16 protein-coding genes are annotated in these 21,817 nt (G+C 72.3%); 4 read left to right on the top strand and 12 right to left on the bottom strand.

The genetic code is table 11. The features are described 5' to 3' along the window. Positions 1–239: 239 nt before the first annotated feature. Positions 240–1,355: a M48 family metallopeptidase gene (locus ACQZOG_RS05870; RefSeq protein WP_382002045.1), complete on the top strand. Its 1,116-nt coding sequence runs from the start codon at positions 240–242 to the stop codon at positions 1,353–1,355. A gap of 530 nt (positions 1,356–1,885) precedes the next feature. On the opposite strand, the gene ACQZOG_RS05865 is transcribed toward ACQZOG_RS05870, so the two are convergent. The 5 genes from ACQZOG_RS05865 to proB all read right to left on the bottom strand — a co-directional run bounded on the left by ACQZOG_RS05865 (position 1,886) and on the right by proB (position 6,807). Continuing rightward, positions 1,886–2,962 carry a hypothetical protein gene (locus tag ACQZOG_RS05865; protein ID WP_193455215.1) on the bottom strand — a complete coding sequence of 359 codons (1,077 nt, stop codon included), beginning with the start codon at positions 2,960–2,962 and terminating at the stop codon, positions 1,886–1,888. A gap of 86 nt (positions 2,963–3,048) precedes the next feature. Further along, entirely contained in the window at positions 3,049–3,630 is a 582-nt protein-coding gene (locus ACQZOG_RS05860; protein WP_033275844.1) for a hypothetical protein, read from the bottom strand. Between the two features lie 74 nt (positions 3,631–3,704). Then, positions 3,705–4,991 (bottom strand): glutamate-5-semialdehyde dehydrogenase, encoded by a 1,287-nt coding sequence (locus ACQZOG_RS05855; protein WP_033275845.1) that lies wholly within the window; start codon positions 4,989–4,991, stop codon positions 3,705–3,707. Positions 4,992–5,096: 105 nt separating this feature from the next. Continuing rightward, positions 5,097–5,567, bottom strand: coding sequence for a hypothetical protein (locus ACQZOG_RS05850; RefSeq protein ID WP_063834633.1), 471 nt, complete (start codon positions 5,565–5,567; stop codon positions 5,097–5,099). A 133-nt stretch (positions 5,568–5,700) separates the two neighbouring features. Next, positions 5,701–6,807, bottom strand: coding sequence for a glutamate 5-kinase (proB, locus tag ACQZOG_RS05845; protein WP_033275847.1), 1,107 nt, complete (start codon positions 6,805–6,807; stop codon positions 5,701–5,703). A gap of 348 nt (positions 6,808–7,155) precedes the next feature. On the opposite strand from proB, the gene ACQZOG_RS05840 reads away from it, so the two are divergent. Next, positions 7,156–9,222 carry a hypothetical protein gene (locus ACQZOG_RS05840; protein WP_430741867.1) on the top strand — a complete coding sequence of 689 codons (2,067 nt, stop codon included), beginning with the start codon at positions 7,156–7,158 and terminating at the stop codon, positions 9,220–9,222. Between the two features lie 44 nt (positions 9,223–9,266). Here ACQZOG_RS05840 and ACQZOG_RS05835 read toward each other — a convergent pair whose 3' ends face one another. The 3 genes from ACQZOG_RS05835 to ACQZOG_RS05825 all read right to left on the bottom strand — a co-directional run bounded on the left by ACQZOG_RS05835 (position 9,267) and on the right by ACQZOG_RS05825 (position 14,551). Next, positions 9,267–10,886, bottom strand: a complete 1,620-nt coding sequence (locus ACQZOG_RS05835) for a phosphodiester glycosidase family protein (RefSeq protein WP_430741342.1) — start codon at positions 10,884–10,886, stop codon at positions 9,267–9,269. 279 nt (positions 10,887–11,165) lie between these two features. After that, positions 11,166–12,872, bottom strand: a complete 1,707-nt coding sequence (locus ACQZOG_RS05830) for a stealth family protein (RefSeq protein WP_037639471.1) — start codon at positions 12,870–12,872, stop codon at positions 11,166–11,168. Continuing rightward, a complete protein-coding gene (locus ACQZOG_RS05825) occupies positions 12,872–14,551 on the bottom strand; it encodes a stealth family protein (protein WP_430741866.1) in 1,680 nt (559 codons plus the stop codon). The genes ACQZOG_RS05830 and ACQZOG_RS05825 overlap by 1 nt, the downstream gene beginning before the upstream one ends. Positions 14,552–14,999: 448 nt before the next feature. On the opposite strand from ACQZOG_RS05825, the gene ACQZOG_RS05820 reads away from it, so the two are divergent. Continuing rightward, the gene (locus tag ACQZOG_RS05820; RefSeq protein ID WP_230227916.1) at positions 15,000–15,989 is read left to right on the top strand and encodes a CDP-alcohol phosphatidyltransferase family protein; all 990 of its coding nucleotides are present in this window, start codon (positions 15,000–15,002) and stop codon (positions 15,987–15,989) included. 416 nt (positions 15,990–16,405) lie between these two features. Continuing rightward, positions 16,406–18,583, top strand: coding sequence for an acyltransferase family protein (locus ACQZOG_RS05815; RefSeq protein ID WP_193455218.1), 2,178 nt, complete (start codon positions 16,406–16,408; stop codon positions 18,581–18,583). Positions 18,584–18,676: 93 nt separating this feature from the next. Here ACQZOG_RS05815 and obgE read toward each other — a convergent pair whose 3' ends face one another. The 4 genes from obgE to ACQZOG_RS05795 all read right to left on the bottom strand — a co-directional run bounded on the left by obgE (position 18,677) and on the right by ACQZOG_RS05795 (position 21,772). Then, on the bottom strand, positions 18,677–20,122 hold the full coding sequence (gene obgE / locus ACQZOG_RS05810; RefSeq protein WP_037639475.1) for a GTPase ObgE: 1,446 nt from the start codon (positions 20,120–20,122) through the stop codon (positions 18,677–18,679). 104 nt (positions 20,123–20,226) lie between these two features. Beyond that, entirely contained in the window at positions 20,227–20,481 is a 255-nt protein-coding gene (rpmA, locus tag ACQZOG_RS05805) for a 50S ribosomal protein L27 (protein ID WP_003976205.1), read from the bottom strand. 14 nt (positions 20,482–20,495) lie between these two features. Then, positions 20,496–20,816 (bottom strand): 50S ribosomal protein L21, encoded by a 321-nt coding sequence (gene rplU / locus ACQZOG_RS05800; protein ID WP_006132815.1) that lies wholly within the window; start codon positions 20,814–20,816, stop codon positions 20,496–20,498. A gap of 203 nt (positions 20,817–21,019) precedes the next feature. Next, positions 21,020–21,772 (bottom strand): sugar phosphate nucleotidyltransferase, encoded by a 753-nt coding sequence (locus ACQZOG_RS05795; RefSeq protein ID WP_037639479.1) that lies wholly within the window; start codon positions 21,770–21,772, stop codon positions 21,020–21,022. Positions 21,773–21,817: the final 45 nt, after the last annotated feature.

Genomic DNA, 21,817 nt, shown 5'->3' with positions numbered 1-21,817 from the left:
GCGGCTTCCCGGCGATCACGCCGACTCCGCCGTTGCGGGCGTGCGGCGCCCCTGTGCGGCCGTCCCGGCGGGGGCAGGCAACCGTTGCCCGGTGCCCTGTCGTCCTTCCGCGTGGGGCCGCACGGAGCGGCCGTCCCCCTGCCCGCGCACGGGAATCCCGCCTAGGCTGGGTCCCGCCGCGGGGGAGCGGGGGCCGCACCGGCGACCGCGCAGGTCCATCAGACGCACATGGGGGATACATGTCCGACGGCCACCAGCACAACGGGCACGAGAGGGTGCCCGGCAGGCAGCGCAGGCGTTTCCCCGGGATCTCCTCGCGTGCGTACGAACACCCCGCCGACCGTTCCGCGCTGGTGGCGCTGCGGAAGCTGAGCGGGTTCGACACGGTCTTCAAGGCGCTGAGCGGGCTGCTGCCCGAGCGGAGTCTGCGGCTGCTGTTCCTGTCCGACTCGGTGCGGGTCTCGGACCGGCAGTTCGCGCATCTCAACGACATGCTGCGGGACGCCTGCTACATCCTGGACCTGCAGAAGGTCCCGCCGATGTACGTCAACCAGGACCCGAACCCCAACGCGATGTGCATCGGGCTCGACGAGCCGATCATCGTGGTGACCACGGGTCTGGTGGAACTGCTCGACGAGGAGGAGATGCGGGCGGTCGTCGGTCACGAGGTCGGGCACGCGCTGTCCGGCCACTCGGTGTACCGGACGGTCCTGCTGTTCCTGACGTCGCTGGCGGTCCGGGTCGCCTGGATCCCGCTGGGGAACGTGGCGATCATGGCGATCGTGACCGCGCTGCGGGAGTGGTTCCGCAAGTCGGAGCTGTCCGCGGACCGCGCGGGGCTGCTGGTGGGGCAGGACGTCCAGGCGTCGATGCGCGGCCTGATGAAGATCGCGGGCGGCAACCACCTGCACGAGATGAACGTCGACGCGTTCCTGGAGCAGGCCGAGGAGTACGAGTCGGGCGGGGACCTGCGCGACTCCGTGCTGAAGATCCTCAACGTGCTGCCGCGCTCGCACCCGTTCACCACGGTGCGGGCGGCCGAGCTGAAGAAGTGGGCGGCCTCCCGGGACTTCCAGCGGATCATGGACGGCCACTACCCGCGCCGCGAGGACGACAAGGAGGCGTCGGTGCGGGACTCCTGGCGGGAGTCGGCCAGCACCTACGCCGACGAGATGCGGACCTCCAAGGACCCGCTGATGAAGCTGGTCAGCGACATCGCGGGCGGCGCCGGCGACCTGGGCGGCCGGGTCCGCCGCGGCTTCGGCGGCTTCACGGGCTCCAAGCCGGGTCCGTCCCGCCCGGACGGCGACGGCGACGGCGACACCGACGGGAGCCCTCCGCGCGACCAGGCGTGAGCGGGTGACACGGGACAGGCCGAGCGGCCTGCGTGCGCGCCTGGGGCGCGGCCCTCGGAGCGCGCCCGGTCCTGCCCACCCTCGCCCGACCGCGGGTGCGCGTCGCGGGCACGGCGGCCGGGCGGGCGCGCCGATCACCTGACGTACCACGCGCTGCCGGCGGCCGGCGGCCGTGACGCCCGGCCGCCGCACCGTCCGGCGGGCGCGGCGGCGTCCGGCGGGACCATCGGCGTCCGGCAGGCGCAGCGGGGTCCGGCAGACCCGGCACCGTCCGGCCGCCCCGGCACCGTCCGGCGGGCGCGGCGGCGTCCGGCGGGCGCGGCGGCGTCCGGCCACCCTGGCGCGGCTTCGCCCCCGTTCCCCGGACGGGCCGGAGACCCGGCCGTCCGGCACCGGCCCCCGCACACAGCGGTGCGCAGCCGCCTCCGGAGCGCAGCGTCCGGCCGACCGCACACCGCCGCTCACAGCCCGCGCGCGGCCCATGTGCGGGCACCTGTCAGGCGGGCGCGCGGCGTGCGTCCACGGGCTGCTCACAGCCGGGGCTGGGCCGTGTCCGCCAGGGTGCCGCAGAGCGCCGGGGCGGTGGTGTCGGGCGCGTAGGGGTCGGTGCCGGGCGGGGCGGTGCGCGGGGCGCGCTGGCCGGCGAGCAGGGGGTGCAAAACCGGGGCCGGGTCCAGGGCGCAGGACTGGGGGCCGGCCTGCACGTGGGAGACGACCAGCTCCGCCTGGTGCAGCCGCAGGTCCTCGCGGTCGAAGCGGAACCGCAGCTCGCGGCGGACCGTGAACAGGGACGCCTCCGTGTCCGGGCCCGCGCCGGCCGGGCGGAGCGCGTAGACGACGGTGTGGTCGGTGGTGACCTCCAGCGTCCCGGAGTCGGCCTCGGCGGCCTGGAGGGTGCCCCGGACCCGGATGTGCGGGTCGGCGAGCCGCACGTGGGCGGGGTCGAAGCGGACGAGCCATCCGGTGACCGCGTGCCGTCCGTCGGCGGCGGGCCGGTCGAGGCTCTCGTCGAACTGTTCCTGCTGGCGGGAGTCGAGCAGCACCCGTACGGCGCGGGTCTCACGGCCGGTGACGACGGCCGGGTCGAGGGCGGAGCGTACGACGTAGTCCCGGGCGGTGAGCAGGGCGGACACCACCTGGTCGTCGGAGAAGTTCGCGGTGCGCCGGGTCGGCGGGAGGGGGACGCCCTCGGCGCCGGCGCGGAAGTGGGCGGCGGGACTGTGCGTGTACAGCTGGTCGACGTCGCGGGCGCCGGGCACCGCGCCCTCGGGGGCCAGGGGCACCACGGTCATCCGTAAGGGCTCCGCAGGCCGCTCGGCGGCGGGGGTGCGGTATGGGTGGCGTACGCCCATGTAGACGGCGGTGCCGAAGGCCACGGCGATCAGCAGGACCAGGACCAGTGCCTGCCGGGAGAGGCCGCTGCGGCGGGCCGGCGGGAGGCGGCGCACGGCGGGCGTGTGATCGGTGATGCGCTCCTGCGCGGAGAACTCCTGGAGCCGGGCAGCGCGCACGAAGGTCTCGTCGAAGACGACGGACCGGTACTCGTCGTCGCCGCCTCGGGGGGCTCCCTCGGGCGTCCCCTCGGGCGGGTCCGAAGGCTCTCCCATACCTTCAGGGTAGGTCTGGCGGGGTGCCCGTAAACGCCCGCCGGGGACCCAACTTCTGACAGGTTCTCACCAAGGCGGAGCAGGGGTCAGGGCCCGGCGGAGGGGATCACCGGGACGGCCGGCCGGGAGTAGTCGGCCGACGCGGAGGGCGCCGCGCCGGCGCCCTGGCCGACGCCGGTGGTGGCGGGCGGCGGGGCGGGTTCCTGGCGCTGCGCGGAGCCGCCCCGGTAGACCGCCGAGAAGGCGAGCGCGACCATGCCGACGCCCATCACCAGGGCGAGCATCCAGGCGACCGGGCGGTGCCAGCGGACCTGTCTGCCGTAGGGGGAGCCGTACTCGGCCTCCGGGGCGTCGGCGTCCTCGTCGTCGGGGTCGTGGCCCCCGGCGCGGTAGCCGCCGTAGCCGTCGTCGTACCGCCGGGGGCGGGCGCGGTGGGCCTCGGCCTCGGAGGCCTCGGCTCTGGCCTGCGCGGCGGCCAGGAGGCGTTCGACGGCGGTCGGCTCGTGCACCGCGGCCGCCTGTACGAAGGCCTCGTCGAAGACCACGGAGGCGAACTCTTCGTCCGACACCCCGCGGTCGTGGTCGTCGTCGTCGGGCTTCCAGCCGTCCGGGAACGGCGTGCCCCCCACGTCCTCCGGCACGCGTCCAGAGTAGACCTGGGGGGTCATTTTGGGCAGACGGTACGGAAATTCGTCCGCCCACCGGACACCGCCCCGCCGGGCCGCGCCGGCGGGCGGGCCGCTCAGCGCCTGGTGTGGCCGTCGCCGGTGACGATGTACTTCGTGCTGGTCAGCTCGGGCAGGCCCATGGGACCGCGGGCGTGCAGCTTCTGCGTGGAGATGCCGATCTCCGCGCCGAAGCCGAACTGGCCGCCGTCGGTGAACCGGGTGGAGGCGTTCACCGCGACCGTGGTGGAGTCCACCAGCTGGGTGAACCGGCGGGCGGCCTGCTGCGAGGTGGTGACGATGGCCTCGGTGTGGCCGGAGGTCCACAGCCGGATGTGCTCGACCGCCCGGTCCAGGGAGTCGACCACCGCTGCGGCGATGTCGTAGGACAGGTACTCGGTCTCCCAGTCCTCCGTGGTGGCCTCCACGACGGTGGCCCGGGAGTCCTTGGCGTACGCCATCACGCGCTCGTCGGCGTGCACGGTCACCCCGGCGTCGGCGAGGGCGTCCAGCGCGCGGGGCAGGAACTCGGCGGCGATGTCCTGGTGCACCAGCAGCGTCTCGGCCGCGTTGCACACGCCGACGCGCTGCGCCTTGCTGTTGACCAGGATGTCGACGGCCATGTCGAGGTCGGCGTGGGCGTCGACATAGACGTGGCAGTTGCCGGTGCCGGTCTCGATGACGGGGACGGTGGACTCCTGCACGACCGTGTTGATCAGCGAGGCGCCGCCGCGCGGGATCAGCACGTCGACCAGGCCGCGGGCGCGCATCAGCTCCCGCACGCTGTCCCGGCTCTCCCCGGGGACCATCTGGACGGCGTCGGCGGGCAGGCCCGCGCCGTGCACGGCGTCGCGCAGCACCCGCACCAGCGCGGTGTTGGAGCGGTAGGCGGAGGAGGAGCCGCGCAGCAGGACCGCGTTGCCCGACTTCAGGCAGAGGGCGGCGGCGTCGACCGTCACGTTGGGCCGGCCCTCGTAGATGATGCCGACGACGCCGAGGGGCACCCGGACCTGGCGCAGGTCGATGCCGTTGGGCAGGGTCGAGCCGCGGACGACCTCGCCGACCGGGTCGGGCAGCGCGGCGACGTCCCGCACGTCGGCGGCGATGGCGCGGACCCGCTCCGGGGTGAGCGTGAGCCGGTCGATCATGCCCTCGCTGATGCCGGCCTCGCGCGCCTTCGCCACGTCCTGGGCGTTGGCCTCGACGATCTCGCTCGTGCGGACCTCCAGCGCGTCCGCGATGGCGAGCAGCGCGTCGTCCTTGGCGGCGCGCGGCAGCGGCGCGAGGGTGGCGGCGGCGCCCTTGGCGCGGTAGGCGGCCTGGCTGACCGGGGACATCGAGTCGAACGGCGAGAGCGTGGTCATGGGGGGAAGCGTAGTGTGCCCGGGCCGCGGCGGAGGCGTTCGTCCCACACCCCGAGACAGGGATATTCAGGGTCAAAACGGGTGTGACGGGAGAGGCCCCCGGCGTCACGGGAACGGGTGCACCCCGACCGGCGTGGCCGGCACCGGGCCGTTCCCCGCGGCGACGCGACTGCGGTAGGTGGCCCGGTCGATGACCTCCAGGCCGACGATCTCCCACGGCGGCAGTCCCGCGGTCCTCCGGTGCTCGCCCCACAGGCGCAGCGCCACCGCGGCCGCGTCGTGCAGATCACGGGCCTCCTCCCAGTAGCGGATCTCCGCGTGGTCGTCGGCGTAGCGGCTGGTCAGCAGGAACGGGTGGTCGTGGGCGAGCTGCTCCAGCGCCCGCCGGACCTCCGCGACCGGCGCGGGCTCGCCCGAGACGCTGAGGGTGACGTGCCACAGGCGGGGCAGGTCACGCGCCTCGCCGCCCCGGTGCCGGTCCCCGGCCGCGACGCTGGTCAGGGCGCGCTCCTCACCCGCCGTCCGGGAACCGCGGCCACCGTGGGACACCGTCGTCCCGGGGCGCACTCGTCTCACGCCGGCCTCCTTCACACGCGGACCGCCCTCACGCCGGGCGGAAATTGTCCCTGCGACAGAGTTGAGCAGGCCGTCGCGGATCGCGGGGCGGTTTCGCGGAACGTCCACCACCGAGGGCCGACGTTTCAGGGCATTACGGATGCAGGACCACGAGATCGTCCCTGTGTACGACTTCGCGTTCGTACCCGGGGCCGAGCTCCCGCGCGAGTTCGCGGGTGGAGCGGCCCACCAGGAGGGGGATCTCCTTGGCGTCGAAGTTGACGAGCCCGCGGGCCACCGCGCGCCCTTCCCCGTCCCGCAGCTCCACCGGGTCGCCCGCGCTGAAGTCGCCCTCGACGCCCGCGATGCCGGCCGGGAGCAGCGACTTGCGGCCCTCGACGACCGCGCGCACCGCTCCGTCGTCCAGGGTGAGCGCGCCCTGCGGGGTGGAGGCGTGCTGGAGCCACAGCAGCCGGTCGGCGGAGCGGCGCCCCGTGGGGTGGAAATAGGTGCCGGTGTCGCCGCCGCCGAGCGCCTCGGCCGCGTGGACCGCGCTGGTCAGCACCACCTGGATGCCCGCGGCGGCGGCGATCCGGGCGGCTTCGACCTTGGTGACCATGCCGCCGGTGCCGACGCCCGCCTTGCCGGCGCTGCCGATCTCCACGTGGGCGAGGTCCTCGGGGCCCCTGACCTCGGCTATCCGTGAGGTGCCGGGGCGGGACGGATCGCCGTCGTAGACGCCGTCCACGTCGGACAGCAGCACCAGCAGGTCGGCGCGGACCAGGTGGGCGACGAGCGCGGCGAGACGGTCGTTGTCGCCGAAGCGGATCTCGTCCGTGGCGACCGTGTCGTTCTCGTTGACGACCGGGAGGGCGCCCATCGCGAGCAGTTTGTCCAGGGTGCGGGAGGCGTTGCGGTGGTGGGCGCGGCGGCTCATGTCGTCGCTGGTCAGCAGCACCTGGCCGACGCGGACGCCGTAGCGGGCGAAGGAGGCGGTGTAGCGGGCGACGAGCAGGCCCTGGCCGACGCTGGCGGCGGCCTGCTGGCGGGCCAGGTCGCGGGGGCGGCGGCGCAGCCCCAGGGGGGCGAGTCCGGCGGCGATGGCGCCGGAGGAGACGAGGACGACCTCGCGCTCCCCCGCGCTCCTGGTCTTGGCGAGGACGTCCACCAGCGCGTCCACGCGGTCGGCGTCCAGTCCGCCCGCGGCGGTGGTCAGCGACGAGGAGCCGACCTTGACGACGATCCTGCGCGCCTCGCCCACGGTCTGCCGTGCCCCTGCCACTGTGCCGTCGCTCCCTCGTCGTCGATCGCTTCGCCCGGCAGGCAATCTACGCGAAGCGCATCGAAGGACGCTCGGCGGTCCAGCCCCCGGACACCGCGCCGGACACGGCCCGGCGGCCCACGGGAGGCCGTACTCCGTCCGTGCGAACCGGGGTGTGGACACCAGTGCGACGACACCTGGCCTGCGGCGGCGCGACACACGCGTGTCGTCTTCCGGCCGACGGCCGTTAACCCGGCGCACGTCCCTCACGACCCTGGAGTGACCGCAGTGCCCCTACCCACGTCCCGTCGGCGGTTCAGGGCGGTTGTCCGCCGGCCTCGCCTCCCGCTGCTCCGCGCGCCCGGCCGCCCCGCGCTCGCCACGCTCCTCACGGCGTCCGTCCTGGCCGGCGCCTACGCGGTGCAGGCCGTGGCGGCGCTGGCCCCCCACGTGCCGCTGCTGCTGGCCGCCACCGCCCTCTCGCTGGCCGTGGAGGGCGTGCTGTACCGCTGGCAGCGGGGGGTTCCCGCGCTGTTCGCCAAGGCCCACGCGGACGTCACCGTCCGCCATGTGCTGCGCGACCTGCTGCTGGTGGTCGGCCTGCTGCGGCTCGGCGAGCAGCACCGCGAGACGCAGTACGCGCCGCTGCTCGCCGGCCTGCTGCTGTGCTACGCCCTGCACTGCGCCATCCAGGCGGTGTCCGTGCTGGTGCGCCGCACCCGCACGCTGCCGGTGGTGACCCGCAACATCGACGCCTCCGCGCTGCGCCTGTCCCCCGCCCCGCCCGCTCTGCTGCGCCGCCCCGGGCACCGGCTGCTGGTGTTCGGCCTGCCGGCGACGGCCGGGCTGACGGCGACGGCGGTGACGGACGACGCGCGGTGCGCGGCGGCCGGGATCGCGCTGTCGCTGGCGCTCGCGCTGGGCGGTCTGGCCGTACTGTCGCTGCGGCTGCTGCCCGGGAGGCGCCCGGCCGGCGAGCAGGAGGTGCTCGCCTGGTTCGACGCCTGGCTGGCCGAGTACCGCCCCACCGTGGGGCTGTACTTCTCCGGCGGGCCCTCCTCCGTCTACCAGGCGGGGATGTGGCTGGAGCCGCTGGCCCGGCTGGACGGACGGCCGCTGATCGTACTGCGGGAGCGGTACATGGTGTCGCGGATCCCGGCGACCGACATCCCGATCGTGTGCCTGCCGAAGGTGCCGACGCTGATGCGGCTGGAGCACTCCACGCTCCAGGTGCTCATCCACCCGTCCAACTCCGGCAAGACCTCGCAGGTGCTGCGCATCCCCACGATCAAGCACGCGTTCGTCAACCACGGGGAGAGCGACAAGCTGTCGTCCTGCAACCCGTACGCGAAGGCGTACGACGAGGTGTGGGTCGCGGGTCCGGCGGCGCGCGAGCGGTACGCGCTGGCCGAGGTCGGGGTCGAGGACAAGGACGTGGTGGAGATCGGCCGCCCGCAGCTGGACGCGGTCCGGCCGTACGCGGGGCCGCCCACGGGCACGTACGTCACCGTGCTGTACGCGCCGACCTGGGAGGGCTGGGACGGCAACCCGGGCAACACCTCGGTGATCGCGGCCGGCGAGAACCTGGTTCGGGCGCTCCTCGCGGACCCGGGCGTGCGGCTGCTGTACAAGCCGCACCCGCTGACCGGCTCGGTGGACCCGCGCGCGGGTGCCGTGGACCGCCGCATCCGGGAGATGGTCCGCGCGGCCAACCGGGCCCGTTCCGGTCCGCGGCCCGCCCCGTCGGAGGAGCAGGCCGCCCGCACGGCCGAGCTGGACCGGCTGACCGCCGCCGAGTTCCGTGAGGGCGCCGACCAGGTGGAGCGGATGCTCGTCCAGTCCGCTCCCCCGGCGGGCCGCGCGGAGGCGGTGGCGCGGGCGACCGAGGCCTGGGAGGCGGCGTACTGGGCGTCGCTGCCGGAGTGGGAGCACCAGGTCGTCGTGGACGCCCGCCCCTCGCTGTACTCCTGCTTCGACGTGGCCGACCTGCTGATCAGCGACGTGTCGAGCGTGATCAGCGACTTCCTGGCGAGCGGCAAGCCGTACGCGGTGACGAACACCGGCGGCCTCACCGAGGAGACGTTCCGCGCCCGGTTCCCGACGGTGGCGGCGGCGACCGTCCTCACCCCGGACGCGACGGGCGTGCCCGCCCTGCTGGAGACGGTCCGGCACCCGGAGAAGGACGGTCTGGCCGAGGAGCGCGCGAAGCTGCGCCTTCGCCTGCTGGGCCCGTCCGAGCCCCCGTCCCAGGAGCGCTTCGCCGAGGCCGTGCGCGCCCTGGGCGCGGCGGCCGCGGCGCACAGGGCCCGGATGACCGGCAGGACGACGGCGGGCGTCCCGGCCCCCCGCCAGGCCCGGCCGACACCCGCCCGCATCACGCTGCCCGCGCCGGAACGGCCGGGGCAGCTCGCCTAGGACCGTTCGTCCGGATCAGCCCGGCTGGGGGACCCGGTGGGCCCTCAGTCCCTGCGGGGCATGATCAGCAGGGCGTCGCCCACGGACCGTTCGTCGGTGGAGTCGGACGGCGTGGTCAACACCGCGCCGTCCACCACCATCGTGGTGGAGCCGCCGCCGTCGAGGCTCACCGCTTCCTGCAGACCGAGCGTCCTGGCGACCTCGGCGCTCTCCAGGACGCTGAGCCCGAGGGCGTCGGCGGTGCGGCCGTGGGCGGTGACCAGCACGGTGCGTCCCTTCGCGTCCACCCCGGCGAACGTGCGCGGGTTCCGCTTGTGCGCCCAGCCGTAGTAGAAGCTCGGGTCGTCCCGGCGCACCATGCCGTCGGTGGCGGGGGTGACGTGGATCCGGCCGCCGCGGACGAGTTCCGGACCGCCGTTGAGGACGTGGGTCCCGGGCACGGGCTCGACCCGGTTTCCGCTCGGGTCCAGCAGGGCCGTCTCCACGCGCAGGCTCTCCCCGATCACGGCGAGGTCCGTCAGCCCGGCGACGCGGCGTCCGGTCGCCTGGACGGAGCTGCCGCCCTCCGGGAGCGGTCCGCCGCGCGGCGAGCGCAGTTCGACGACCCGGTCGTCGGCGTCCAGCACGGCCTCCAGCCCTTCGCCCTCCGGCGTGCGCTGCCCGTAGTGGGGTGTGAAGGCGACGAGTTCGTCGTCGTTGGTGCAGGTCACGTCGTGCAGCGGCAGGGAGGTGGGGGTGTCGTCCGCCGAACCGCCGCAGTTGCGTATCAGGCCCGGCACGCGGTTGAGGCCGGTCAGCCGCAGCGAGGTGTCCCCGCCGACGGCGTGCCCCTCCCACGTGTACCGGATGATCTCCGTCCCCTGCCCGTCGGCGTGCACCACCAGGCTGGGGCGTCCGCCCACCGGCTCGCTCAGCAGGCGCCCGTCGTACACACCCGTGCCGGCCGGGTCCCCGGGCGCGCCCGCGTCGGGGTCGAAGACGAAGTACCCGGCGTTCACCGCCGCGACGGCGCCGGCCTCCTCCGCCAGCTCGCTGGTCGTCTCGATGTTCTCCAGGTCCGCGCCGTACGACGCCCGCAGGCTGCCGCGGAACCGGCCGGGGTCGACGGTGAGCACGTCGAGGCGCCAGGGGCCCTCGGCCGTGACGTCACCGTCCCAGCCGGTGTACACGACGGTCCCCTTGTATCCGGCCGCCTTCAGCCGCGCCTGCTCGGACTTCGCGGCGGACTGCGAGGCGAACGATCCGACGCGGACCCGCCAGCCCAGGGTGCCTCCGGCGTAGTCGGCCACCTCCGGAGTCGTCACCTGCTCGACCCGGGGCCGGAAACCGTCCCGCTCCAGTTCGCCGGCCCACTCCTCGGCGCTCGGCCCGTCCTTCAGGACGGTCGGCGGCGCGTCGGGGTCCGGTGAGGTGTCACCGCCCGGGACGGCGACCTCGACCGTCCAGCGCAGGGAGGGGTCCTTGGTCCCGCGGACCATGCGAGTGAGGGTGACGCCCGGCTGCACGGTCCGCGTGGTGCGGGTCTCCTTCAGGCCCGAGGGGCCCAGCGGCAGGGCGTTCTCCCCCTTGTTCGCGGCCGAGGACGCCTGGAGCGACGGCACGTTCACCATGACGACGACGCCGACGGCCAGGGCGAGGCCCGCACCGCACAGTCTCTTGATCATTGACACCAACTGGGAGGGAATCGAACGGAACCCGTGTCCCTGCGACGGCACGGGCCGAGGCGACAACGGTGGTGGACGGCCGTCACCGGACGGATCCGGGCAGCGCTCGTCCGCGTGACGGGAACGTGAAGGTTCCGCGACGGAAGCAAGATCATATGGGTGGCACGTGCAACCACCGAGGCCGGGGGTGGTCAGCCTCGAGTGGACGGGCTCACTGAGCGGAGCGGCGGGCCGCCGCGCGTGGACGCGCGGCGGCCCGCCGGGGTCCGGGCGGTGCCGTCAGGCGCGCTCGAAGGAGCTCGGGTACGGGAAGTACCACTCCAGGAAGTCGTGGACGTAGGAGCGCACGTAGTCGCGGCGCTCGGGGGCCGTGTCCACGTCGTTGAGGCAGAAGAAGTCGTAGCCGCGGCGCGCCTTGAGGGACTCGACGCGCTCCTCGAGGTGGGGCTTGCCGACGTCGACGTAGCGGTACTTGAACTTCGCCGGGACGGCTCGGCCGGTGAGCAGCGCCAGGTGGTGGTGGAAGGAGGTGGCGGGCGACACGTCCTCGATCGACCGGAACCGGGACCTCATGGTCCGCTCGATCGCCTCCGGGTAGTCCCGCTCCAGATCGGTCAGCACGTCCCGCCGCTGGGGGTGCGGGGTGTGCAGGAACTTGTGGGTGATGGACGCCCCGTAGGTCTCCTCCAGCAGCCGCCGCACGTTCCGCCCGGCGGAGTTGGGGGCGGAGGCCTGCGGGTGCGGGGGGCCGACGCCGATCTGGTACGTCGAGAAGGGCAGCCGGGCGACGCCGCTGGCGTGGAAGAAGTGCTGCGGGGTGACGCCGCGGCCGACGAACACGTCGTCGTTGAAGTACAGGTAGTGGTCCGAGAGGCCCGGGATGTGGTGCAGCCGCGTCTCGATGGCGTGCGAGTTGAAGACCGGCAGGACGCCCTCGGGAAAGATGTCCTTGTGGTCCACGACCGTGATGCCGGGGGCCTCCGGGTCGAGCCACTGGGGGGTCTGGCCGTCGGTGACGATGTACACGTGGCGCACGAAGCCGGCGTACATCTGGAGGGACCGCAGGGAGTACTTCAGCTCGTCGTGGCTGGTGTAGCGGGACTCGCCCACCTCCCGGGCGGCGATGCCGGCGTCCCCGTCGCCGCGGAACTTCTGCCGTTTGGCGCGCAGTTCGGGGTCCTGGCCGTCGACCCAGGTGTAGACGGCGTCGATGGGGAACGTCACGTCCTCCACCGTGGTCACGGTGAACGGCGCGAAGGTGGGGTGGTCCCGCCCGCCGACCGTGACCTTCGCGGGCGTCTGCTCCGCGGTCGGCACCACGTCGGCGACGCGGTTGCGGCGCGGCGCCACGAGGGAGTCGGCCAGGACGTCGGCGGAGGCCTGCGGCGACACCCGTGCCAGCTCCGCCTGCGCCTGCGGACCGGCGAGCACCTCGGCGCCGTCCTGCCAGAACTCCACGTCGCAGCCCAGCTGCGGGCCGCCCAGGACCTGCCCCTCGGGGCCGAGACGCACCACGCCGAAACGCATCACGGGCGCCGTCGACAGCGACTTCGGCCACACCTCGTCCGCGAAGAGCGAGAAGTCCGACACACCTCCGGAGCGGGGACGCGCCGCGAACACGACCGTGCCCGCGTACAGCTCCCACATCGCCTTGAGGAACGCCTCACGGTCGGACTCGCGCACACCCAGCACCCACGCGGTCCGCGACACGCCCGGCACCACGAAGTAGGAGATCTCCGCGCGCTCCAGCGCGTCCGCGACCAGCCCCAGGTTGTCCGCGGCGGCGCCGGCCGCCGTGAACCCGTCGGCCACCCGGCCCCACAGCGGCTGACCGTCGAACGACGCCTGGCGCACACCCGCCTCCGACCCCAGCAGGCCCTGCCGCTGCCTGGCGAGCCGGGCCGCCGAGGCCCGGTCGCGCACCTTGCGGCCGACTCCGAGTCCCCGGCGGGCCAGCCGGCGGATCCGCCGCGAGGCCGGTGCCATCAACGCTTCCCGGAGGAGGTGCTTTCAGGTGCCTTCTCGAAGGAGCTCGGGAAGGGGAAGTACTCCTCCAGGAAGGAGAACATGCGGGCGGTGACCTCTTCGCGCTGCTCCGGCGGCACGTCGACGTCGTTGAGGCAGAAGAAGTCGTAGTTGCGCTTGGCCCGGATGCCCTCGAGACGGCGGTCCGCGTCCTCGCGGCTGATGTTGACGTACCGGAAGCGGAACTTGCCGGGGACGCCCTTGCCGGTGATGTACGCGTGGTTGTAGTGCATCGACGCGGTCATCGCGATGTCGTCGGGCGACCGGAAGCGCGAGCGCATGGTCTGGCCGACCTCCTCGGGGAACATCTCCTCGAGTTCGTTCAGCACCGACCGCACCTGCGGCAGCGGGGTGTGCATGAAGTTGTGCGTGATGAAGCGGTCGTGCGCCTTCATCAGCAGCTGGCGCACGTTCTTGCCGGCCGAGTTGGTCGCGGTCTCACCGCCGTGCGGCTGGCCGACGCCGACCTTGAGCGGCGAGAACGGGATGCGGGCGATGCCGTTCGCGTAGAAGAAGTGCTGCGGGGTGACGCTGCGACCGACGAACACGTCGTCGTTGAAGTACAGGTAGTGGTCCGAGAGGCCGGGGATGTGGTGCAGCCGCGTCTCGATGGCGTGCGAGTTGAAGACCGGCAGGACGCCCTCGGGGAAGATGTCCTTGTGGTCCACGACCGTGATGCCGGGCGCGTCGGCGTCCAGCCACTCCGGCTTCTGGCCGTCGGTGACGATGTAGATGTGCCGCACGAAGTCGGCGTACATCTCCAGCGACCGCAGCGAGTACTTCAGCTCGTCGTGGCTGGTGTAGCGGGACTCGTTGGTCTCCTTGTCGAGGATCGCCGGAACGCCCTCGCTCTTGTACTTCTGCCGCTTGGCGCGCAGCTCGGGGTCCTCGCCGTCGACCCAGGTGTAGACGACGTCGATGGGGAACGTGACGTCCTCCACCGTGGTCACCGTGAACGGCGCGAACGTCGGGTAGTCGCGGCCCTGCACGGTGATCTTCGCGGACTTCTGCTCGCTCGTCGGCATGACGTCCGATATCCGGTTGCGCCGGGGGGCGACCAGGGAGTCGGCCAGCACGTCCGCGGAGGCCTGCGGCGACACGCGCGCCAGCTCCGCCTCCGCGTCGGGGCCCGCCAGCACCTCGGCGCCGTCCTGCCAGAACTCCACGTCGCAGCCGAGCAGCGGGCCGCCCAGGACCTGCCCCTTGGGGCCGAGACGCACGACGCCGAAACGCATCACGGGGGCCGTCGACAGCGACTTCGGCCACACCTCGTCGGCGTAGAGCGAGAAGTCCGACACACCGCCGGGACGGGGACGCGCCGCGAACACGACGGTGCCCGCGTACAGCTCGCGCATCGCCTTGAGGAACGCCTCACGGTCGGACTCGCGCACACCCAGCGTCCATGCGGTCCGCGACACGCCCGGCACCACGAAGTAGGAGATCTCGGCGCGCTCCAGCGCGTCGGCGACCAGTGCCAGGTTGTCCGCGGCGGCGCCGGCCGCCGTGAACCCGTCGGCCACCCGGCCCCACAGCGGCTCGCCGTCGAACGAGACCTGGCGCACACCCGTGTCGGACCGCAGCAGGCCCTGCCGCTGCCGCGTGACCCGCACCAACCACGCCCGGCGCTTCTGCGCCTGCATCGCGCTCTTGGTGCGCGACTTCAGACTGCTTCCGATGCGGGTACGCACACTCACTTCAATCCCAAACCTTTCGGCGAGTCCCGACGTGGCCTACATGACGGAGGCATCAGGCGACCAGCGGCAACGAGCGCTGTACCCCCGTACGGCGCCACACGCGGAGCGTTCGAGGCTCCTCCAGGGTCAAGCCGCAGGGGGGAAGTTTACAGCAACGGTGTCACATTCCTGTTCGATGACATGGGCCGCCACGACGGGCGGAGTGCACACCTTCGTTGCTCGCGTTTGCGACCGTCAATTCCGGCACTTACATCTCCCGTAAGGGTATTCTTCGGACTTATCCATCCCTCTTGAGATTCCGACCGTTCACGGTCGCCCGGCGATCATATTCGTGACGTAGCACACACTCGCGTTTGAGCGCAGAGTGTTCGGGCGAGCATGCAGACTTACGGTCATGCGTGTACCTTCACTCCCCGAAGTCCGCCGCCTCACGGAGAAAGAGCGAGACGCCTGGTGGACCGTTCTCCTGGTCGATCCCGTCGCCACCCCTCTTGTCCGCTGGACCGCCATGTGGACACGGGTGACCCCGAACCAGATCACCTGGGCCGCCCTGGTGCTCGGCATCGGGGCCGCGGCCTGTTTCGCACAGGGTGACTGGCAGTGGCTGGTGGCCGGAGCCGTCGTCTATCACGTCAGCTTCATCCTGGACTGCATGGACGGGAAGCTCGCCCGTCTGACGGGGAAGGGCTCGGCGTTCGGCGCCTGGCTCGACTACATCTTCGACCGCGTCCGCGTGCTGGTGTGCGCCATCGCCCTGATGGGCGGGCAGTACCAGCGGACGGAGGACGTCACCTACATATGGCTCGCCGTGGCCGTGGTGTTCCTCGACATGCTCCGCTACATGGACGCGCTGGAGATATGGAAGGTCCGCCTGAACATGCGCCGGCGCCAGCGTGAGCGCGCCGAGGAGCTGGGCCTGATCGACACCTCCCAGGACAACGGCTCGGACGACGAGGCCGACGACACCCCGGTCAAGGGCACCCCCAAGGTCCCCGCCCAGCCGACGGCCGGCGACGCCTCCGCGGCCGCCTCCACGGCGCCGGCCGCCCCCGCGCACGTGGTGCCCCCGGCCAAGACCTTCATCACGCGCCTGCCCGGGTACGTGCGCCTGCGTGACTTCCTCGTCAGCCACCGGATCCGCATCCACCTGTTCAGCGGCATCGAGTTCCAGATGACGATCTTCATCGTCGCGCCGCTGCTCAACTCGATCTTCTGGCCGACGGTCGCCGCGGGCGCCCTGCTCCTCGCCTTCGAGGTGCTCGTCGTCTACCGCCTCCTCCTGGCCACCCGCGCCTTCCAGCGCACGATGGCCCGGTACGACCGCCTGGAGGCGGAGATGAGGTCCGAGACGTCCAGCCCGTCGGAGCAGGCCACGCTGGTCTGAGAGGGAGCGGCCCTCCCTGCGGGGGTCCCCGTGCCGGAGTCCGTCCAGTCGCTCAACAGAAGTCCACGGAGCGGCTGGACGTGCTCCGGGACGGAACGTGCCCGCACTTCCGGTCGGCGTGCATTCCGCGGTGCGGGATCTCCTCGGGAAGCACACGGAATTCGACCGGAACATCTACGCGATTCCTTTTCCGCGTGTCGCCCTGGTCGGAGTGCGCCGATCCCGCGCAGGATCTCACTTGTTACGACAATGCGACAGAAGATGCGACGGTTGCCCACTCGGGCAGAGATACGCTCGAGCGTCAGACTCCGCGTGGATCATCCGGAGTCGGCAGGTCCCGGCGGCGCCTGGCCCCGGACCGTGTCGCAGACTTCTCACGTCTCGCAGACGCTCCCCGAACAAGGAGAATCCCCGAATTGTCCGCCCGCGATCTCGCGTCCCCGCCGCGGCCGTCAGCAGACGGTGCCCCGTCCGTCCCCCGTACACGGGGCGACTCGCCCGCACCGCCGTCCGGCGGCGGGCCCGCCCCCGCCGCGGGCGGCGCCGGACTGAGGCTGGACATCCAGGGCCTGCGCGCCGTCGCGGTCACACTCGTGGTGGTCGCTCACGCGGGTGTGTCGTCCCTGGCCGGCGGCTTCGTCGGAGTGGACGTCTTCTTCGTCATCTCCGGCTTCCTCATCACCTCGCTGATGCTCCGCGAGTGGAAGCGCGAGGGCCGGATCTCGCTGGGCCGCTTCTACGCCCGCCGGGCCATGCGCCTGCTGCCCGCCTCCACACTGGTCGTCATGGCGACGCTGGCCGGGTCGTGGCTGTTCCTGGGCCCGCTGCGGTTCGCCGACTACGCCAAGGACGCCATCGCCTCCGCCTGGTACGTCGTCAACTTCCGTCTGGCCGACACGGGCACCGACTACTTCAACACGGACGTGCCGCCCTCGCCGTTCCAGCACTTCTGGTCGCTGGCGGTGGAGGAGCAGTTCTATCTGATCTGGCCCGTCCTGCTGATCGTCGCGCTGAAGATCTTCCGGCGCCGCGCCCTGCTGGCGATCCCGCTGCTGGCCCTCGCCGCCGCGTCGTTCGCCGTGAACCTGCACCTCACCGAGACGTCCCCGTCCTGGGCCTACTTCGGTTCGCAGGGCCGCATCTGGGAGCTCGCGGTGGGCGCCCTGCTGGCCTTGGTGGCGCACCGGCTGAACGACATCCCGCGTCCGGTCGCCGCGGTCCTCAGCTGGGCCGGCCTGGCCGCCATCGCCTACGCGGCGGTGGCGTTCGACGACCACACGGTCTTCCCCGGCCACAACGCCGTGGTCCCGGTGCTCGGCGCGGCCGCCGTCCTGGCCGGCGGTGCGGCGGGCGGGCGGTACGGCGCGGGCCTGGTGCTGTCGCTGCGTCCCGCCGTGTGGGTCGGCGGCGTCTCCTACGCCTGGTACCTGTGGCACTGGCCGCTCATCGTCATCGTGCCCGCAGCCGCCGGGTTCGGCGAGCACGAGGGTCCGTTGCGGCTGATCGCGGCCCTGGGCGGCCTGGTGCTGGCCTGGCTGACGCTGAAGCTGGTCGAGGACCCGATGCGGTTCCACCGGGCGTTCAAGGCGCACGCGGCCCGCGGCCTGTCGCTGGGCCTCGGTCTGTCGGCGGTCGCGGCGGTGGCCGCGCTGGTCGCCGCGCAGTTCCCGCCGAGCCTGTCCTCGGGCGGCGCGCAGCAGAACACCAAGGAGGCGATCGCCCAGGCTCCCGACCCGCAGGCGGCGCTGACCCGGCTGCTGCAGAACCCGGCGGACAAGATGCCGTCCAACCTCTCACCGAGCGTGCACGACGTGGCGTACAAGCGGACGGCGGTCTACAACGACGACTGTGCGCTGACCATGTCGGAGGAGAAGCAGACCGAGCCGTGTCTGTACGGCGACAAGGACGGCGACCGCAGCGTGGTGCTGTTCGGCGACTCGCACGTCGCGCAGTGGTTCCCGGCGTTCGACGCGATCGCCCGGGAGCACGGCTGGAAGCTGTACTCGTTCACCAAGAACGCCTGCAAGGTCGCCGACATCACCATCGCCTACAACAACGGTCCCTACTCCTCCTGCGACGACTGGCGTGAGGTGACCATCGACAAGATCCGCGCGATGGAACCCGATCTGGTCGTCACCTCCAGCTCCAACTCGGCGAAGCTGTGGGGCGAGGGCGACACCGCCACCGAGTGGGGCGAGGGCCAGGCCGAGACGTACCGGATCCTCCAGCGGGGCCGTACCCGCGTGCTCACGCTGCTGGACAACCCCTGGCCGAAGAACAACTCGGTGGACTGCGCGGTCGCCAACCCGGACGACCTGTCCTCGTGCGCCAACAAGCTCTCCGAGTCCGACAAGCAGCCTTCGGTGACCAAGGCGATCCGCAAGGCGGCGGCCGCCGAGGACGTGACGGTCGTCGACCCGTCGCCCTGGGTCTGCGCCCCCTCCGGCAACTGCCCGGTCGTGGTCGGCAACACGCTGGTGTACCGGGACTACGGCCACCTGGCGGACGCCTACGTCGAGGCCCTGACCCCGGTGGTGGAGGAGCGGCTGCTGCGGCTCTTCGGGGCGGACCTGAGCCGGACGCCCGGCAACTGAGCCACGTCACGCACGAGAAGGGCCCGTTCCATTCGGAACGGGCCCTTCTCGTGCGTGCGGTGCGCGCGTCGTGCGTGCGGTGCGCCGTGCGGACTAGAACGGCTCGAAGCCGTCGAACTCCCGCTCGGCCTCGTCGCGCTGCGCGTCACGGTCGCGGCGGCGCTGGGCGGCCGGGCGGGGCGCCTCGAAGCGGTGGTCCTCACCGCGGCGGCCGAGCATCTCCGCGCCGGCGCTGACGGACGGCTCCCAGTCGAAGACCACGGCGTTGTCCTCGGGGCCGATGGCGACGGCGTCGCCGCCGCGGGCGCCCGCCTTCATCAGCTTCTCCTCGACGCCGAGGCGGTTGAGCCGGTCGGCGAGGTAGCCGACGGCCTCGTCGTTGTTGAAGTCGGTCTGGCGCACCCAGCGTTCGGGCTTCTCGCCGCGCACCCGGAACACCAGCTCGCCGCCGGCCTCCTCACGGGTGACGGTGAAGCCCGTGTCGTCGACCGCCTTGGGACGGATGACGATGCGGGTCGCCTCCTCCTTCGGCCTGGCCTCGCGCGCCTTGCCCACCAGGTCGGCGAGCGCGAAGGACAGCTCGCGCAGACCGGTGTGGGCCACGGCGGACACCTCGAAGACGCGGTAGCCGCGCTCCTCCAGGTCCGGACGGACCATGTCGGCGAGGTCCTTGCCGTCGGGCACGTCGATCTTGTTGAGGACGACGAGCCGCGGCCGGTTGTCCAGGCCGCCGTACTGGCGCAGCTCCTCCTCGATGACGTCGAGGTCGGAAACGGGGTCGCGGTCGGACTCCAGGGTGGCGGTGTCCAGCACGTGCACCAGGACGCTGCACCGCTCGACGTGGCGCAGGAACTCCAGGCCGAGGCCCTTGCCCTGGCTGGCGCCGGGGATCAGGCCGGGGACGTCGGCGATGGTGTAGACGGTCGAACCGGCGGTCACCACACCGAGGTTGGGCACCAGGGTGGTGAACGGGTAGTCGGCGATCTTCGGCTTGGCGGCGCTGAGCACGGAGATCAGGGACGACTTGCCGGCGCTGGGGTAGCCCACGAGGGCCACGTCGGCGACGGTCTTCAGCTCCAGGACGACGTCGCGCAGGTCGCCCGGCTCGCCGAGCAGCGCGAACCCGGGGGCCTTGCGGCGCGCCGAGGCGAGGGCGGCGTTGCCGAGCCCGCCGCGGCCGCCCTGGGCGGCGACGTAGGAGGTGCCGTGGCCGACGAGGTCGGCGAGGACGTTGCCCGCCTTGTCGAGCACCACGGTGCCGTCCGGCACGGGCAGGACCAGGTCCTGGCCGTCCTTGCCGGAGCGGTTGCCGCCCTCGCCGGGCTTGCCGTTGGTGGCCTTGCGGTGCGGCGAGTGGTGGTAGTCGAGCAGGGTGGTCACGGACTGGTCGACGGTGAGGATCACGTCGCCGCCCCGTCCGCCGTTGCCGCCGTCGGGTCCGCCGAGCGGCTTGAACTTCTCGCGATGGACGGAGGCACAGCCGTGACCTCCGTTACCCGCGGCGACATGCAGTTCGACGCGGTCCACGAAGGTGGTCATGGAATGTGCCTCCAGCTACTACGGGGTTGTGTCTCTTGGGTAACACGCGAAAGGCGGACCCGCTTCCCGTCGGGAAGTGAGGTCCGCCTCGCGAAAGTGTCCGATCAGGCGACCGGAACGATGTTCACGACCTTACGGCCACGGTGGGTGCCGAACTGCACCGCACCGGCCTGCAGCGCGAACAGGGTGTCGTCGCCGCCACGGCCGACACCGGCGCCCGGGTGGAAGTGGGTGCCGCGCTGGCGGACCAGGATCTCGCCCGCGTTCACGGCCTGACCGCCGAAGCGCTTCACGCCGAGGCGCTGAGCGTTGGAGTCACGACCGTTACGGGTGGACGATGCGCCCTTCTTGTGTGCCATCTCTCCTCAGTCCCTTACTTCGCAGCCGCGGGGATCTCAGTGACCTTGATCGCCGTGTACTGCTGGCGGTGGCCCTGACGACGGCGGTAGCCGGTCTTGTTCTTGTAGCGCAGAATGTCGATCTTCTGGCCCTTGTGGTGGTCCACGACCTCGGCCTGGACCTTGATCCCGGCCAGCACCCACGGGTCGCTGGTCACGGAGTCGCCGTCGACGACGAGCAGGGTCGAGAGCTCGACCGTGTCGCCGACCTTGGCGGTGGAAATCTTGTCAACCTCGACGATGTCGCCGACAGCAACCTTGTGCTGGCGACCACCGCTGCGCACGATGGCGTACACGCGGATCTCACTCTCACTCGAAGAACGGCACCCCCGCAGGCCAGTCGCCCACGCACATACGCGGGCGACCTCTCCCGGTCGCGGCCCGCGTCCGGGAGGAAGAGGTTTACGGGGATGTGGCGGTCCCGATGGACACGCCGACGGTCAAGGTTACGGGGCCGGAGCCACGGGGGTCAAACCGGACCCCCGTGCGCCCGCGCCGCTCAGCGACCGGCGACGATCTCCCGTCCGCGGGCGAGGTCGTCGTGGTTGTCGATCTCGACCCACCGGACGTCGCCGATCGGCGCCACGTCGATCCGGAAGCCCCGGTTCACCAGCTCCTGGTAACCGTCCTCGTAGTACAGCTGCGGGTCCCGCTCGAACGTCGCCCTCAGCGCGTCCGCCAGCGCCTCGGCCGCACCGCCCTCGATCAGCGTCACGCCGATGTACTCGCCCGTCGCCTCGGACGGGTCCATCAGCTTCGTGATCCGCCGCATCCCCTTCTCCGGGTCGACGACGACCTTCATCTCCTCGTCGGCGAGCTGCTTCACCGTGTCCAGCGCCAGGATGATCTGCTTGCCGTCACCCCGCGCGTCCAGCAGCGTCCGCTCCACCGACACCGGGTGCACCGTGTCGCCGTTGGCGAGGATCACACCGTCCTTCAGGGCGTCCCGCGCGCACCACAGCGAGTAGGCGTTGTTCCACTCCTCCGCCTTGTCGTTGTCGATGAGCGTCAGCTTCAGCCCGTACTTCGCCTCCAGCGCCGCCTGCCGCTCGTACACGGCCTCCTTGCGGTACCCGACCACGACACCGACCTCGGACAGCCCGATCTCCGCGAAGTTGGCGAGCGTCAGGTCCAGGACGGTCGCGGCGTCCGGGTCGCCCTCCGCGCCCACCGGCACCAGGGCCTTGGGCAGCGTGTCGGTGTACGGGCGCAGACGCCGGCCGGCGCCGGCCGCGAGCACGAGGCCTATCATCGCGGTCGTTCTCCTTCGGGGACTGAAAAAAAGCGTGTGGCCCTG

Origin of the sequence: Streptomyces sp. P13-3-3, from assembly GCF_050571355.1 — a bacterium.
In the GTDB taxonomy this organism is placed as follows: Bacteria; Actinomycetota; Actinomycetes; order Streptomycetales; family Streptomycetaceae; genus Streptomyces; species Streptomyces althioticus.
Note: the sequence above shows the minus strand (reverse complement) of the source record. Positions and strands in the feature narration are given on the sequence as shown.

What these genes read in the sequence shown, in the direction of transcription:
- ACQZOG_RS05795 (WP_037639479.1), bottom strand. Translation starts at nt 21,772, where the DNA reads ATGATAGGCCTCGTGCTCGCGGCCGGCGCCGGCCGGCGTCTGCGCCCG.
- rpmA (WP_003976205.1), bottom strand. Translation starts at nt 20,481, where the DNA reads ATGGCACACAAGAAGGGCGCATCGTCCACCCGTAACGGTCGTGACTCC.
- ACQZOG_RS05825 (WP_430741866.1), bottom strand. Translation starts at nt 14,551, where the DNA reads ATGCAGGCGCAGAAGCGCCGGGCGTGGTTGGTGCGGGTCACGCGGCAG.
- ACQZOG_RS05860 (WP_033275844.1), bottom strand. Translation starts at nt 3,630, where the DNA reads ATGACCCCCCAGGTCTACTCTGGACGCGTGCCGGAGGACGTGGGGGGC.
- ACQZOG_RS05830 (WP_037639471.1), bottom strand. Translation starts at nt 12,872, where the DNA reads ATGGCACCGGCCTCGCGGCGGATCCGCCGGCTGGCCCGCCGGGGACTC.
- ACQZOG_RS05870 (WP_382002045.1), top strand. Translation starts at nt 240, where the DNA reads ATGTCCGACGGCCACCAGCACAACGGGCACGAGAGGGTGCCCGGCAGG.
- ACQZOG_RS05835 (WP_430741342.1), bottom strand. Translation starts at nt 10,886, where the DNA reads ATGATCAAGAGACTGTGCGGTGCGGGCCTCGCCCTGGCCGTCGGCGTC.
- ACQZOG_RS05855 (WP_033275845.1), bottom strand. Translation starts at nt 4,991, where the DNA reads ATGACCACGCTCTCGCCGTTCGACTCGATGTCCCCGGTCAGCCAGGCC.
- ACQZOG_RS05820 (WP_230227916.1), top strand. Translation starts at nt 15,000, where the DNA reads ATGCGTGTACCTTCACTCCCCGAAGTCCGCCGCCTCACGGAGAAAGAG.
- obgE (WP_037639475.1), bottom strand. Translation starts at nt 20,122, where the DNA reads ATGACCACCTTCGTGGACCGCGTCGAACTGCATGTCGCCGCGGGTAAC.
- ACQZOG_RS05865 (WP_193455215.1), bottom strand. Translation starts at nt 2,962, where the DNA reads ATGGGAGAGCCTTCGGACCCGCCCGAGGGGACGCCCGAGGGAGCCCCC.